General features: G+C 71.3%; 14 protein-coding genes. 9 read left to right on the forward strand and 5 right to left on the reverse strand.

Going from position 1 to position 13965, the window contains the following annotated elements:
- The first annotated feature begins 47 nt into the window (after positions 1 to 47).
- Both mshA and ACWD4B_RS18255 read left to right on the forward strand, forming a co-directional pair.
- Entirely contained in the window at positions 48 to 1418 is a 1371-nt protein-coding gene (mshA, locus tag ACWD4B_RS18250; RefSeq protein WP_451421674.1) for a D-inositol-3-phosphate glycosyltransferase, read from the forward strand.
- Entirely contained in the window at positions 1411 to 1899 is a 489-nt protein-coding gene (locus ACWD4B_RS18255; protein WP_336415328.1) for a YbjN domain-containing protein, read from the forward strand. The genes mshA and ACWD4B_RS18255 overlap by 8 nt, the downstream gene beginning before the upstream one ends.
- 172 nt (positions 1900 to 2071) lie before the next feature.
- On the opposite strand, the gene ACWD4B_RS18260 is transcribed toward ACWD4B_RS18255, so the two are convergent.
- Positions 2072 to 3322, reverse strand: coding sequence for an MDR family MFS transporter (locus tag ACWD4B_RS18260; protein ID WP_451421698.1), 1251 nt, complete (start codon positions 3320 to 3322; stop codon positions 2072 to 2074).
- A 154-nt stretch (positions 3323 to 3476) separates the two neighbouring features.
- Here ACWD4B_RS18260 and ACWD4B_RS18265 point away from each other — a divergent pair, with 154 nt between their 5' ends.
- A complete protein-coding gene (locus ACWD4B_RS18265) occupies positions 3477 to 4238 on the forward strand; it encodes a phosphoglyceromutase (RefSeq protein ID WP_336415327.1) in 762 nt (253 codons plus the stop codon).
- A 318-nt stretch (positions 4239 to 4556) separates the two neighbouring features.
- Here ACWD4B_RS18265 and phoU read toward each other — a convergent pair whose 3' ends face one another.
- Positions 4557 to 5243, reverse strand: a complete 687-nt coding sequence (gene phoU / locus ACWD4B_RS18270; RefSeq protein WP_451421675.1) for a phosphate signaling complex protein PhoU — start codon at positions 5241 to 5243, stop codon at positions 4557 to 4559.
- 190 nt (positions 5244 to 5433) lie between these two features.
- On the opposite strand from phoU, the gene ACWD4B_RS18275 reads away from it, so the two are divergent.
- Complete coding sequence (locus ACWD4B_RS18275) at positions 5434 to 6705, forward strand: ATP-binding protein (RefSeq protein WP_336415325.1); 1272 nt, start codon at positions 5434 to 5436, stop codon at positions 6703 to 6705.
- A gap of 61 nt (positions 6706 to 6766) precedes the next feature.
- The gene (locus ACWD4B_RS18280) at positions 6767 to 7447 is read left to right on the forward strand and encodes a response regulator transcription factor (RefSeq protein WP_171079114.1); all 681 of its coding nucleotides are present in this window, start codon (positions 6767 to 6769) and stop codon (positions 7445 to 7447) included.
- Between the two features lie 85 nt (positions 7448 to 7532).
- Here the strand turns inward: ACWD4B_RS18280 and ACWD4B_RS18285 are convergent, their stop codons facing one another.
- Positions 7533 to 8192: a DUF461 domain-containing protein gene (locus ACWD4B_RS18285; protein WP_451421676.1), complete on the reverse strand. Its 660-nt coding sequence runs from the start codon at positions 8190 to 8192 to the stop codon at positions 7533 to 7535.
- Between the two features lie 599 nt (positions 8193 to 8791).
- On the opposite strand from ACWD4B_RS18285, the gene ACWD4B_RS18290 reads away from it, so the two are divergent.
- The 4 genes from ACWD4B_RS18290 to ACWD4B_RS18305 all read left to right on the forward strand — a co-directional run bounded on the left by ACWD4B_RS18290 (position 8792) and on the right by ACWD4B_RS18305 (position 11326).
- Positions 8792 to 9274 carry a CarD family transcriptional regulator gene (locus tag ACWD4B_RS18290; RefSeq protein WP_003953493.1) on the forward strand — a complete coding sequence of 161 codons (483 nt, stop codon included), beginning with the start codon at positions 8792 to 8794 and terminating at the stop codon, positions 9272 to 9274.
- 266 nt (positions 9275 to 9540) lie between these two features.
- Entirely contained in the window at positions 9541 to 10293 is a 753-nt protein-coding gene (ispD, locus tag ACWD4B_RS18295) for a 2-C-methyl-D-erythritol 4-phosphate cytidylyltransferase (protein ID WP_451421677.1), read from the forward strand.
- Positions 10283 to 10780: a 2-C-methyl-D-erythritol 2,4-cyclodiphosphate synthase gene (gene ispF, locus ACWD4B_RS18300; protein WP_451421678.1), complete on the forward strand. Its 498-nt coding sequence runs from the start codon at positions 10283 to 10285 to the stop codon at positions 10778 to 10780. The genes ispD and ispF overlap by 11 nt, the downstream gene beginning before the upstream one ends.
- A gap of 147 nt (positions 10781 to 10927) precedes the next feature.
- Positions 10928 to 11326 (forward strand): PPOX class F420-dependent oxidoreductase, encoded by a 399-nt coding sequence (locus ACWD4B_RS18305; RefSeq protein WP_336415321.1) that lies wholly within the window; start codon positions 10928 to 10930, stop codon positions 11324 to 11326.
- Positions 11327 to 11366: 40 nt separating this feature from the next.
- On the opposite strand, the gene ACWD4B_RS18310 is transcribed toward ACWD4B_RS18305, so the two are convergent.
- Both ACWD4B_RS18310 and ACWD4B_RS18315 read right to left on the reverse strand, forming a co-directional pair.
- Positions 11367 to 12563 carry an acyltransferase family protein gene (locus tag ACWD4B_RS18310; protein WP_451421679.1) on the reverse strand — a complete coding sequence of 399 codons (1197 nt, stop codon included), beginning with the start codon at positions 12561 to 12563 and terminating at the stop codon, positions 11367 to 11369.
- Between the two features lie 109 nt (positions 12564 to 12672).
- A complete protein-coding gene (locus ACWD4B_RS18315; protein WP_451421680.1) occupies positions 12673 to 13821 on the reverse strand; it encodes an acyltransferase family protein in 1149 nt (382 codons plus the stop codon).
- Positions 13822 to 13965: the final 144 nt, after the last annotated feature.

Below are 13965 nucleotides of genomic sequence, written 5' to 3' on the forward strand. Positions count from 1 at the left end.
TGAACGAGAGAGTGGTGCACGTCCCAGGCACACGGAGGAATACGCAGGTGAGCCAGTACGCATCCCGGCTCGGCGCCCGCCGCGGCCGAACGCTCGGCCCCTTCCACAAGCCCCAGTTGCCCCAGATCCGGCGCATCGGCACCCCCCGGCGGCCGCGCCGCATCGCCATGCTCAGCGTTCACACCTCCCCGCTGCACCAGCCCGGCACGGGCGACGCGGGCGGCATGAACGTCTACATCGTCGAGCTCGCCAAGAGGCTCGCGAGCATCGACATCGAGGTCGAGATCTTCACGCGCGCCACCACCGGCGCCCTGCCGCCCGTCGTGGAGCTCGCCCCCGGCGTCCTCGTCCGGCACATCGACGCCGGTCCGTACGAGGGCCTGGCCAAGGAGGAGCTCCCGGCGCAGCTGTGCGCCTTCACCCACGGCGTGATGCAGGCCTGGGCCGGCCACCGGCCCGGCCACTACGACCTGGTCCACTCCCACTACTGGCTCTCCGGCCACGTCGGCTGGCTCGCCGCCGAGCGCTGGGGCGTGCCGCTCGTCCACGCCATGCACACCATGGCCAAGGTCAAGAACGCCGCCCTGGCCGAGGGCGACACCCCCGAGCCCGACACCCGGGTCATCGGCGAGACCCAGATCGTCCGGGCGGCCGACCGGCTCATCGCCAACACCGGCGGCGAGGCCGAGGAGCTCGTGCACCACTACGACGCCGATCCCGGCAAGGTCGCCGTCGTGCACCCGGGGGTCAACCTCGACCGCTTCCGCCCGTCCGACGGCCGCGCGGCCGCCCGGGCACGGCTGGGCCTGCCGGCCGATGCGCTGATCCCGCTGTTCGCCGGGCGCATCCAGCCGCTCAAGGCCCCCGACGTGCTGCTGCGTGCGGTCGCCGTGCTGCTGGAGCGGCGGCCCGAGCTGCGCTCGCGGATGGTCGTGCCGGTCGTCGGCGGCCCCAGCGGCAGCGGCCTCGCCAAGCCGGAGGGGCTGCAGAAGCTCGCCGCCCGGCTGGGCGTCGCCGATGTCGTCCGCTTCCGCCCGCCGGTCGGCCAGCAGCAGCTCGCCGACTGGTACCGGGCGGCGTCCGTGCTCGTCATGCCGTCCTACAGCGAGTCGTTCGGCCTGGTCGCCGCCGAGGCGCAGGCCTGCGGCACGCCGGTGCTGGCCGCGGAGGTCGGCGGCCTGCCGGTGGCCGTCCGGGACGGGGTCAGCGGCTTCCTGATACCCGGGCACGACCCGGCCGACTACGCGGAGGCGCTCGCCCGCTTCGCGGACGCGCCGGAGCTGACGGACCGTATGGGCGCCGCGGCCGCCCGGCACGCGCAGTCCTTCGGCTGGGGCGCGGCGGCCGCCGCCACGGCCGACGTCTACACCGCAGCGATGCACGAGCGCCGCCGTCGCCTACGCTCGACCCATGTCTGACGCGAAGACCACGATCGAGCAGGCGCTCCGCGAGGCCGGGCTCGAATGGGAGAGCCCGGCCGACGGTTCGTACGTCGTCAAGCTCCCCGGCACGCGCAAGCTCTCGACGACGGTCTCCCTGCTCGTCGGCAGGCACTCGCTGTCCGTCAACGCCTTCGTCGTGCGCTGCCCCGACGAGAACCACGAGGCGGTGCACCGCTGGCTGCTGGAGCGCAACACCCGGCTGTACGGCGTCGCTTACGCGATCGACCCCCTGGGCGACGTCTACCTGGTGGGCCGCCTGCCGCTGCCGGCGGTCACGCCGGACGAGATCGACCGCATCCTGGGCACGGTCCTGGAGGCGGCGGACGGCAGCTTCAACACCCTGCTGGAGATGGGCTTCGCGTCGGCGATCCGCAAGGAGTACGCGTGGCGCACGTCGCGGGGCGAGTCGACGCGCAACCTGGACGCGTTCGCGCGTCTGACGCGGGGTGAGAACTAGGGCGTGTCCGGCGCCCGTCAGGGGCGCGGGGAACTGCGCGACCAGCCACGACGCACCCGCAGCCGACGTCCCGGGGCTTCGCCCCGGACCCCTGGGGTGATGCGTTGGCTGCAGGCCGTCGGTGGCTGGTCGCGCAGTTCCCCGCGCCCCTGACGGGGCGCTGCCGAGGTCCTCACCCCGACACCCGCTCCTCCTCGGCCTGCGGTGCCGCCACCGCACCCCCGGCGGAGCCTGCGGCAGGCAGCCCCCGCATCAGCAGCCAGTACCCCGCGGCGGCCACGGTGCCGACCACCGCGCATCCCGCCCACAGCGTCGCGGCCCCGAAGTTGTCGATCACCGTGCCGCCGGCCAGCGGCGCCACCAGCGCCGCCACCGACCACGACAGCGTGTAGACGCCCTGGTAGCGCCCGCGCCCGTGCGTGGGCGACAGCCGCACCACCAGCCCCATCTGCGTGGGCGAGTTGACGATCTCCGCCACCGTCCAGACGCACACGGTCAGGACGTACATCGCGATCGACCCGGCGAACGCGGTCAGCCCGAAGCCGTACCCCGCGAGGAGCGCGGACAGCACCAGCAGCCGCTGCGGGTCCCGGTGCTCGATGAAGCGGGTCACGGGAATCTGCAGGGCCACGATCAGCACGCCGTTCACCGCGATGACCATCCCGTAGTCGCCGCTGGAGAAGCCGCTCCCGCCCATGGCCACCGGCAGCGCGACCGAACTCTGCTGGAAGATCAGGGCGATGAGGAACGACAGCCCGACGACGCTCATGTAGCGCCGGTCGCGGAGCACCGTGCCCATCCCGACGGCCGGTTCGCCGCCGGCCGCACCGGAGGACGTCCGCTCGGGCCGCGACTCCGGCAGCTTGAGGAAGACGAGCACGGCGCACGCCAGTGTCATCGTCCCTTCCGCCAGGAACCCGATCAGATAGCTGTGTTCGGCGATCAGCCCCGCGGCCAGCGACGAGAAGGCGAAACCGAGGTTGATGGCCCAGTAGTTGAGGGCGAACGCCCGGACCCGGTCCTGCGGGGCGACGATGTCGGCCATCATCGCCTGCACGGCCGGGCGCGAGGCGTTGGCGGCCATGCCCACCACGAAGGCGACGGCCGCGATGGCCGCGGGGTCCTGCATGAAGCCCAGCAGCGCGACCGAGAAGGCGGTCGAGGTCTGGGCGACGAGCAGGGTGGGCCGCCGCCCGAGGCGGTCGGTGAGCACGCCGGAGCCTATGGAGGAGATCACTCCGCCGAGCCCGTGCAGCGCCGCGACCATCCCCGCGAACGAGGCCGAGTAGCCGCGCTCCAGGGTCAGGTAGAGCGCCAGGAACGTGGAGACGAAGGAGCCCAGCCGGTTGATCAGTGTGGAGGTCCACAGCCACCAGAACTCCCGCGGCAGCCCCGAGACGCTCCGCCGCACCGCCGTTCCCAAGCTCACCCGTGCCCCCTGTGTAAGTGGTGATCAAGTAATCCGCAACTTACACAGCTTCGACGTGTGCACGCCATTGAATTGACGATCGTGATCAAGTGACCGGCGCCGGGCGGGGGCGCGCGGGCCGCCCGCGCAGTCGATTACGCTCAAGGGCATGGCCGACGCACCGTACAAGCTGATCCTCCTCCGCCACGGCGAGAGCGAGTGGAACGCCAAGAACCTGTTCACCGGCTGGGTGGACGTCAACCTCAATGAGAAGGGCGAGAAGGAGGCGGTCCGGGGCGGCGAGCTCCTCAAGGACGCCGGCCTGCTCCCGGACGTGGTCCACACGTCCCTCCAGAAGCGCGCGATCCGCACCGCGCAGCTCGCACTGGAGTCCGCCGACCGCCACTGGATCCCGGTCCACCGCTCCTGGCGGCTGAACGAGCGCCACTACGGCGCCCTCCAGGGCAAGGACAAGGCCCAGACCCTGGCCGAGTTCGGCGAGGAGCAGTTCATGCTCTGGCGCCGCTCATACGACACCCCGCCGCCGGCCCTCGAGGACGGCACCGAGTTCTCGCAGAGCGACGACCCGCGCTACGCCTCGATCCCGCCGGAGCTCCGCCCGCGCACCGAGTGCCTCAAGGACGTCGTCGCCCGCATGCTGCCGTACTGGTACGACGGCATCGTCCCCGACCTGACGGCCGGCCGCACGGTCCTGGTCGCCGCGCACGGCAACAGCCTGCGTGCCCTGGTCAAGCACCTCGACGGCATCTCCGACGCCGACATCGCGGGCCTGAACATCCCCACCGGCATCCCGCTCGCCTACGAGCTCGACGCCGACTTCCGCCCGGTCGTCCCCGGCGGCAAGTACCTCGACCCGGAGGCCGCCAAGGCCGCCATCGAGGCCGTGAAGAACCAGGGCAAGAAGAAGTAGCGCTTCCCGCTGCGCGACGGAAAGAGCCCCCGGCCGGAATCCCGGCCGGGGGCTCTCCCCGTGAGTGACGTGTCCGAGGCGTCAGCCGCAGCCGCCACCGCACTGGCAAGAGCCGCCGTTCTGGCATCCGCAGCCGCATCCAGGTCCGCACTGACAGCCGCTCATTCGGTACCTCCTCGATGGAGTGGTCTGCCTGTCCAACCCAGTCAAGGGCGGCACGGAGCGACCGTCAATGCCTGTCGCGTACGTATGAGCGGGCGTGCAGGCGCATTCACGGCGTGCAGTGGCACTTGCAGGCGCACACTCCGGCCACGCGCCCTACGCGTTCTCGCCCGAGCCCGCGCCGGACGACTGCACGATCTCGTCCGCGTGCTCCCCGGTGACCAGGTAGACCACGCGCTTGGCCACCGAGACCGCATGGTCGGCGAAGCGCTCGTAGTAGCGGCCCAGCAGCGTCACGTCCACGGCCGTCTCGATGCCGTGCTGCCAACGGTCGTCCATCAGGTGCTGGAAGAGCGCGCGGTGCAGCAGGTCCATCGCGTCGTCGTCCTGCTCCAACTGGAGCGCCAGGTCGACGTCCTTGGTGATGATCACCTCGGCCGCCTTGGCCATCAGCCGCTGGGCCAGCTGGCCCATCTCCAGCACCGTGGAGTGCAGGTCCGAGGGCACCGCCGTCTCCGGGAAGCGCAGCCGGGCCAGCTTGGCCACGTGCTGGGCCAGGTCGCCCGAGCGCTCCAGGTCCGCGCTCATCCGCAGCGAGGTGACCACGATCCGCAGATCCGTGGCGACCGGCTGCTGCCGCGCCAGCAGGGCGATGGCCCGTGCCTCCAGGTCGCGCTGGAGGTCGTCGACCCTGGCGTCCGCCGCGATGACGGACTCCGCCAGCTTGAGGTCCGCGTCCAGGATCGCCGTGGTGGCGCGCCCGATCGCGGACCCGACCAGCCGGGCCATCTCGACCAGCCCCTCGCCGATCGAATCCAGCTCCTCGTGGTACGCGTCCCGCATGTCCTGTCCTTCTCTCGCTCGGAGTCCAACGGGTTGCCCCGTCACGGTCCCACGTTCCGGCCGGAATCCGACGGCTTCCGTCATCAGGAGTGAACCAGTCCTGACTTGAAGGTGAACTCTCGGCAACGTGTGTTCGAGGTGCCCCCCGTTTGGCTGTGGAGGTGTCGGTGCGCCCGCATAACCTGGATGCATGAACGTGAACGCGGCGGTCGCCGCCGCAGCAGCGGTCGCCGGTCTGTGCACCGGCGTGATCGCCATGCTGGCGTTCCGCTGGAGCGAGCGGGACCAGGCCCGCCCCACGCGGAGCTCCCTGCACACCGACGCCGTCCTGCCGCCCGGCGTGGACACCGTCCTGTCGGTGCTCCGCTCCTCCGCCGTCGTGCTCGACGAGGGCGACGCCGTGGTCAAGGCCAGCTCCGCCGCGTACGCGCTCGGGCTCGTCCGCGGCGGCCGGCTCGCCGTCGAGCCCATGCTGCAGATGGCCCGCGACACCCGCCGCGACGGCGAGATACGCCAGGTCGAGCTCGACCTGCCGCGCCGCGGCACCGGCCGCGGCGACGCCCTCGCCGTCTCCGCCCGGGTCGCCCCGCTCGGCTCCCGGCTGGTGCTGCTGCTCGTCGAGGACCTCACCGAGGCCCGCCGCATCGAGGCCGTCCGCCGCGACTTCGTCGCCAACGTCAGCCACGAGCTCAAGACCCCGGTCGGCGCGCTCTCCCTGCTCTCCGAGGCCGTCATGGACGCCGCCGACGACCCCGAGGCCGTCACCCGCTTCGCGGGCCGGATGCAGATCGAGTCGACGCGGCTGACCAACCTGGTCCAGGAGCTCATCGACCTCTCCCGGGTGCAGAACGACGACCCGCTGGAGGACGCCGAGCCGGTCCGGGTGGACGAGCTCGTCGCCGAGGCCATCGACCGCTGCCGCCACCAGGCCGGCACCAAGCAGATCACCATGGCTGCGGGCGGCACCGCCGACCTGCACGTCTGGGGCAACCGCGGCCAGCTCGCCGCCGCCCTGGGCAACCTCGTGGAGAACGCCGTCAACTACAGCCCCGCGCGCACCCGCGTGGGCATCGCCGCCCGCCGGGTGGCGGCCCCCGGCGGCGACCTCATCGAGCTCGCCGTCACGGACCAGGGCATCGGCATCTCGGAGAAGGACCGCGAGCGCGTCTTCGAGCGCTTCTACCGCGTCGACCCCGCCCGCTCCCGGGCCACCGGCGGCACGGGCCTGGGCCTGTCGATCGTCAAGCACGTGGTCGCCTCGCACGGCGGCGAGGTCACCGTGTGGAGCGCCGAGGGCCAGGGCTCCACCTTCACCCTCCGGCTGCCCGAGGCCGGCTCCGTCCGCGACCGCGAACGGGCCGAGCGGGTCCGCAGCCGCGTGCCGGACGGCTCCGCCTTCGACGACCCGGCCGACGACCCCTTCGTCCCCGAATCCCTTCCCGCCCCGGGGGTCCACCCATGACACTCGAGGCCCCCCTTTCCCCCACTGCGTACTCCCCAGAGACCCGACCGGAGGTCTTTCCGTGACCCGAGTGCTCGTTGTAGAGGACGAGGAATCCTTCAGCGACGCGTTGTCCTACATGCTCCGCAAGGAGGGCTTCGAGGTCGCCATCGCGACGACCGGGCCCGACGGGCTGGACGAGTTCGAACGCAACGGCGCCGACCTGGTCCTGCTCGACCTGATGCTGCCGGGCCTGCCCGGCACCGAGGTCTGCCGGCAGTTGCGCAGCCGCTCCAATGTGCCCGTGATCATGGTCACGGCCAAGGACAGCGAGATCGACAAGGTCGTCGGCCTGGAGATAGGAGCCGACGACTACGTCACCAAGCCCTTCTCCTCCCGGGAGCTGGTGGCCCGCATCCGCGCCGTGCTGCGCCGCCGCGGCGAGCCCGAGGAGGTGACCCCGGCGGCCCTGGAGGCCGGCCCCGTCCGGATGGACGTCGACCGGCACGTCGTCACGGTCTCCGGCGGCAAGGTCGACCTGCCCCTCAAGGAGTTCGACCTGCTGGAGATGCTGCTGCGCAACGCGGGCCGCGTGCTGACGCGCATGCAGCTCATCGACCGCGTCTGGGGCGCGGACTACGTCGGTGACACCAAGACGCTCGACGTGCACGTCAAGCGCCTGCGCGCCAAGATCGAGCCGGACCCGGGCGCCCCGCGCTACCTGGTGACGGTGCGCGGGCTCGGCTACAAGTTCGAGCCGTAGGCCGTACGGCTCGCACGGCGGAACGCCAAAGGGGAGGGCCCGGAAGCGGATGCTTCCGGGCCCTCCCCTTCTCGCGGTCCCGGGCTCAGTGCCCGGCGTGCTGCTGGCCGGCCTGGGCCGACTGGCTCGCGCTCGGCGTGGCGCCCGGCTGCTGCTGCCCGGGCTGGCCCGGCTTGGCGGGCTGCTGCTGGGCGGGCTGGGAGGCCTGGGAGGCGGCGGGCGCCGGGGCGGGGTTGCTCGGGCCCCAGTCCTTGAAGAAGCTCTTCGCGGGGTACACGAAGGCGCCGATCTTCACCTCGCCCGTGTTGCTGAAGTCGAAGGCCAGCTGCTGGGAGTCGCCGTCCTTGAAGCCCTCACGGCCCTTCGGGAGCAGGGCGGAGGCGTTGTCCTTGCCGCCCAGGGTCAGCGAGCCGCCCGCGGGCACCACCAGCGCGCCGGCGCCCTTGGCGGGGCTGAGCTTCACCGTCACGTTCTTGCCCGGGAAGGTGATCGAGCGCAGCTGCTGGTCCGTGCGGCCGTTGTTGAAGATCTTGCCGGTGACCACGGCGGGGCCGTTGGCGGCCTGGTCCGGCTGGGTGATGACGTTGATGTTCTGCAGCTTGATGTCGCCGACCGAGGTCTCGGCGTTGTCCGGCTTGACCCCCAGCGTCTGCGCGCTGTTGCCCGCCGCGCAGGCGGAGAGCGGGGCGATCGAGAGCACGAGGGCGGTAGCGGCGAGAGTGCCGCGTCGAAGGCTGCTGCTCACGGCGGCGGCATCTCCTTGGACGAGGTAGACGAGATAAAGGGTGTGTCAGCGCGCTTAGGTTACCGAGCCGTCGTGGAGGCACCGCACCCGACCCGCCCCATGGTCCACTCCGGTGCTCGTCCGCCCCCTCCCGCGCGCCCCTCGCCGGACCCCGGTCCGGCACGGCCGAATATCGCCGGTGCGGAGGGCGGGAAGTCGTTCATGGAGTGCGCGGGGGCGCTCGCGCGGATTATCGGCGCAGAATGCGAAGGCCGCCGGGAAGAACTTCCGGAATTGATCAAGTACGGCTTGATCAATTCCGGAATCGGCATGCGGAAGGCCGGGCGCGCCCCGAACGGAGTACCGGAACTCGGCCGACCGGACCCCGGCAAAACGGGACGTTCAGCCGCCTGCGGGCCCCGCCCGGGGTGGGTGACGCGCGCGTTTCGTCCCACCCGGAGACCGGCTCCGACCTGCGAATACCCGCTTCCGGAAGCCCTCCGCAGCACGTCGCGGTTGCTGTTGTCAAGCCCCGAGATATGCCCTGACCTGCGGAAACGCCATTCAGAACGGGCAGTTCACGTGTTAGACTGGATAGCCACGGAAGGGGTACCTGTCACATGACGTTCAAGGTTGGCGACACCGTGGTCTATCCCCATCACGGGGCCGCGCTGATCGAGGCCATCGAAACTCGCCAGATCAAAGGCGTGGACAAGACCTACTTGGTGCTGAAGGTCGCCCAGGGTGACCTGACGGTTCGGGTGCCGGCGGACAATGCCGAGTTCGTCGGCGTACGCGATGTGGTCGGCCAGGACGGGCTCGACCGGGTCTTCGAGGTGCTCCGCGCGCCCTACGCGGAAGAGCCGACGAACTGGTCCCGTCGCTACAAGGCGAATCTCGAGAAGCTCGCGTCCGGCGACGTGATCAAGGTCGCCGAGGTCGTGCGCGACCTGTGGCGCCGGGAGCGCGAGCGCGGTCTCTCCGCAGGTGAGAAGCGGATGCTCGCCAAGGCGCGGCAGATCCTGGTCAGCGAGCTCGCCCTCGCGGAGAACACCAACGAGGACAAGGCCGAGGCCCTGCTCGACGAGGTTCTCGCGTCCTGACGTACAGCTTGACCTGACGCACGAGCTTGACGCCATACGGTTCGGCGACTTACTGGACGCAATGCAATGCCGCGGTGCCCGCGTGATGACGTACGTCATCCGACGGGCGCTGCGGCATCTCCGGCTCCGGCTGCGCCGTACTCGGTGTGCCGGGCCCGGGCAGCCGGCCCGACCAGTGTCACGGAAGGGGCTGGTCGGGGCATCGTGCCCGGCACGCTGAGGCCATACCCAATTCGGCCGAGGAAGCAAACCTGAACGCCATCCCCATGTCTGATCGAGCCACCGCAGCCGCCCCCTCGCGCACGGCCGCCGTCATCCCGGCCGCCGGCCGGGGCGTCCGGCTGGGCCCCGGCGCGCCCAAGGCCCTGCGTGCCCTCAACGGCACTCCGATGCTGGTCCACGCGGTGCGGGCCATGGCGGCCTCCCGCGCGGTCTCCCTCGTCGTGGTCGTCGCCCCGCCCGAGGGCACGGCCGAGGTGCGCAGCCTGCTGGACGAGTTCCCGCTGGGCGAGCGCACCGAGATCCTGGTCGTCCCCGGCGGCGCCACCCGCCAGGAGTCCGTGCGGCTGGGCCTCGCGGCCCTCCCCGGCGACGTCACCGTCGTCCTGGTCCACGACGCCGCCCGCCCGCTGGTGCCGGTCGACACCGTCGACGCCGTCGCCGCGGCCGTGCGCGACGGCGCGCCCGCCGTCGTCCCCGCGCTGCCCCTCGCGGACACCGTCAAGCAGGTCGAGCCGCGCGAGGGCGGGCCCGAGCCCGTCGTGGCCACGCCCGACCGTGCACGGCTGCGCGCCGTCCAGACCCCGCAGGGCTTCGACCGCGCGACGCTGCAGGAGGCCCACGAGAAGACCGTCTTCGACGGTGAGGGCGCCACGGACGACGCCGGCATGGTCGAGCAGCTGGGCGTCGAGGTCGTGGTCGTCCCCGGCCACGAGGAGGCCTTCAAGGTGACCCGCCCGCTGGACCTCGTCCTGGCCGAGGCCGTACTCGCCCGCAGGAGGGCCAACGATGGCTTCTGAGTCCCCCCGGGTCCTGATGCCCCTGGTGGGCATCGGCACCGATGTGCATGCCTTCGAGGAGGGCCGCGAGCTGTGGTGCGCGGGCCTGCTGTGGGAGGGCGAGACGGGCCTCGCCGGCCACTCCGACGCCGACGTCGCCGCGCACGCCGCGTGCGACGCGCTCTTCTCCGCCGCCGGGATCGGTGACCTCGGCGCGCACTTCGGCACGGACCGGCCGGAGTGGTCCGGTGCCTCCGGCGTGGCCCTGCTGACGGAGGCGGCGCGGATCGTGCGCGCGGCCGGGTTCGACATCGGGAACGTCGCCATCCAGGTGATCGGGGTGCGCCCGAAGATCGGCAAGCGGCGGGACGAGGCGCAGAAGGCGCTCTCGGCGGCCGTCGGGGCGCCCGTCTCGGTGTCCGGTACGACGACGGACGGCCTCGGCCTGACGGGCCGCGCCGAGGGCCTGGCGGCGGTGGCGACGGCGCTGGTGTATCGCGCCCCGTAAGGGCGCGGGGAACTGCGCGAGCAACCACAGCCGACCCGCACCCGACGGGGTCCGGGGCGAAGCACCGGTTTCGGGAAGGGGCGGGTCAGGGGAAAGAAAAGATCACTCCGCCCCCGCCCCCGCCCCACCCCTCCGGAAGGAGCCCTCGTGCTCTCCGACGACCTCAAGAAGTACGTCGACGACAACCCCGTCTTCGCCACCGTCGCCACGGTCCAGCCCGACGGCAGTCCCCAGCTCTCCGTGACCTGGCTCAAGCGCGACGGCGACGACCTGCTCGTCTCCACCACCGTGGGCCGCCGCAAGGAGAAGAACCTCCGCCGCGACCCCCGTGTCACCGTCATGATCAACCCGCCGAACGCGCCGTACACGTACGCCGAGGTGCGTGGCACGGCCACGCTCGGCACCGAGGGCGGCCAGGAGCTGATCGACGAGCTGGCGCGGAAGTACACCGGCAAGGACTACGCGGACTTCAACCCTGCGGCCAAGGACGACGCCCAGCGGGTCGTCGTGCGGATCACCCCGCGCAAGGTGGTCGGCTCGCTGTGAACCGAAGGGCCCGCCCCCGGAGTGGGGGCGGGCCCTTCGGTCAGCGGTCCGCCGCGGCGCGCGGCACTTCCGCGTAGCCGTACGCTTGTCGCGGCGCGGCCACCGGTTCCTGCACGGTGGGGCGCGGGCCCCGTTCCGGCGTGTTGCGCCGGACCTCCTCCATGCCCTTCAGCAGCGCCTTGCGCAGCCACTTGCCGAGCGGGCGCTCGACATAGCGGTGCAACAGCCACGCGGCGCCCAGCATCACCGCGATGAGCCCGGTCACCAGCAGCGGCGGCGACACCTTCTCGCGCAGCCCGTAGATGACCGTCATCCCGATGTACTGGTGCAGCAGGTACAGGGGGAAGGTGAGCGCGCCCGCGGTGGCCAGCCAGGGCCACTGCACGCGGTCGAGCTTCCGCAGTGCCACCAGCGACATGACGACGAACGCCGCCAGCACGCCCAGCTGGGCGGGGAACAGGGCCATCACATGGTTGGCGTTGTCGTGCACCCGCTTGGCCACGTGGTGGTTGGCGAGCAGGTACGAGACGACGACGATGCCCCACAGCAGGGCGGTCGGCTTGAACCGGTGCATCAGATAGAACGCGATGCCCGCGATGAAGTAGGGCGCGTACAGCGGCATCGCCCACAGGTCGAGCAGCTTGTTGTTCACCGCGGGGGCCGTGGCGGCGGCCACCGTCCAGATGCCGCAGAAGAGCACGCATCTGCGGTAGGTGACGCCTCTGGCGACGACGAGTGCGAAGAGCACGTAGAACTTCAGCTCGACGAAGAGCGTCCAGTAGACGCCGTCCACGTCCCAGACGCCCAGGCCGTGCTGGAGCATGCTGAAGTTCGTGACGACCGTTTCCCAGCCCGCCAGGGAGCGCACCTGCGGCCAGGTCATCACCACGGTCCCGGTGAGGGCCACCGCGACCCAGTAGGCGGGGTAGATGCGGGAGGCGCGGGAGACGACGAAGTCGCCCAGCGGGCGTCCCCAGGCGCTCATGCAGATGACGAAGCCGCTGATGAGGAAGAAGACTTCCACGCCCAGCCAGCCGTAGCGGGTTATCGGTTCGATGGCGGAGAACATCCGTCTGGTGTCCCGGGTGCCCCAGCCGCCGGTCAGGTACGTGTAGTGGTACAGCACGACCATGAGGGCGGCGACGAGGCGCAGTCCGTCCAGGGCGTAGAGCCTTGGGGTCTTCCCGGGAGCGGCCGGTCGGCCGCCATCGATTTCGCCGCGGTTGGCGAAACGCATGTCGTCCTCTCCGGTAGAGGTGTCGGCCCGCCGCGGCGGGCCCGTTCCGAGCATGCTGACACACCCGCCGTCCCGCGTGCCGCGACAGACCCAGGGCCCGGGAGCCGGTTCACGCCTGCGCGTGCCCGGCCCGGATCTCCGCCAGAGCGCGCCGCAGCCCCTGCCGTACGAGGCGGGCCAGGGGCCGCTCCACCAGGCGGTGGACCAGCCAGGCGGCCGCCAGCATGGCCGTGACCAGCGTCACGAGCAGCAGTGGCCGGGGCAGCAGGCCGTCGGCGTACTTGATGACGATCCAGCCCATCCGCTCGTGCAGCAGGTACAGCGGATAGGTCAGCACGCCCGCCGTGGACAGCCAGCCCCAGGTGATGCGCCGGGTCAGGCCGAGGGCCACGGCGGCGAGGGCGCCGAAGAAGAGGGCGAGGAGCAGCACGCTGGGCCACTGCGGGACCCGGTGGCCCATGTAGTGCTCGGCGTTGCGGTGCGCCTCCAGCACGAAGTGCTGGCCGGCCAGGAAGCAGCCGGCGACGATCAGCCAGAGCAGCAGGTTGGGGCGGAACCGGTGCATCAGGTAGAAGGCGATGCCGGCGATGAAGTACCAGGCGTCGCCGGGCATCAGCAGGGTGGTGAGCAGCGGGCTGCCGGCCGTGGAGGCGACGGCCGCGGCGACGCCCCACAGCAGGCAGAAGGCCACGGCCCGCCGGTAGGTCAGCCCGCGCCAGGCGACGACGAGCGCGAAGAGTAGGTAGAAGCGGACCTCCACCCACAGCGTCCAGTAGACGCCGTCGACCGGAGCCACTCCGAAGGGGTCCTGGAGCATCGTGAGGTTGACGGCGATGTTGCTCAGCCGCGGTGCGTCGTTGACGACCGGAAAGAGGGAGACGGCGAGCGACACGGCGAGAACGGCGAACCAGTACGCCGGATACAGCCGTGTCGCGCGCGATACGGCGAAATCCCCGACGCCCTTTCCCCAGGCGCTCATGCAGATGACGAAGCCGCTGATGAGGAAGAACAGCTGGACGCCCAGCCAGCCGTAGGAGGCGGGCACGTATGCGACGGGGAAGAGTTTCTCCGAGGGTGCCGGCCAGGCTCCGCTGTTGAAGGCGACGTAGTGATAGGCGACGACCATCAGAGCGGCCAGCAGTCGCAGACCGTCCAGTGCGGCGAGCCGTCCCTGCGGTCTTCTGCGGGCCGGGGGCGGGACGGGAGCGGGCGATCGTTCCTGCTGGCTGATGACGGTGGAGTGCACGGTGGAGTGCAACGTCCCTCCTGGGTCCCCGGAAGTTGCCGTGCGGCTCCTTATGATGTGCAGATCGTAAATAGAGGTCAAAGACCGGCGGTCGAGTTGCCGGATTGCATCCCGCTTCCTCCCGGGGGAGCGAGGCACTGCCCAGGGCCCACTACC

It is taken from the genome of Streptomyces sp. NPDC002536 (genome assembly GCF_053594995.1).

What these genes read in the sequence shown, in the direction of transcription:
- ispF (WP_451421678.1), top strand. Translation starts at nt 10,283, where the DNA reads ATGGCTTCTGAGTCCCCCCGGGTCCTGATGCCCCTGGTGGGCATCGGC.
- ACWD4B_RS18265 (WP_336415327.1), top strand. Translation starts at nt 3,477, where the DNA reads ATGGCCGACGCACCGTACAAGCTGATCCTCCTCCGCCACGGCGAGAGC.
- phoU (WP_451421675.1), bottom strand. Translation starts at nt 5,243, where the DNA reads ATGCGGGACGCGTACCACGAGGAGCTGGATTCGATCGGCGAGGGGCTG.
- ACWD4B_RS18290 (WP_003953493.1), top strand. Translation starts at nt 8,792, where the DNA reads ATGACGTTCAAGGTTGGCGACACCGTGGTCTATCCCCATCACGGGGCC.
- ACWD4B_RS18275 (WP_336415325.1), top strand. Translation starts at nt 5,434, where the DNA reads ATGAACGTGAACGCGGCGGTCGCCGCCGCAGCAGCGGTCGCCGGTCTG.
- ispD (WP_451421677.1), top strand. Translation starts at nt 9,541, where the DNA reads ATGTCTGATCGAGCCACCGCAGCCGCCCCCTCGCGCACGGCCGCCGTC.
- ACWD4B_RS18255 (WP_336415328.1), top strand. Translation starts at nt 1,411, where the DNA reads ATGTCTGACGCGAAGACCACGATCGAGCAGGCGCTCCGCGAGGCCGGG.
- ACWD4B_RS18310 (WP_451421679.1), bottom strand. Translation starts at nt 12,563, where the DNA reads ATGCGTTTCGCCAACCGCGGCGAAATCGATGGCGGCCGACCGGCCGCT.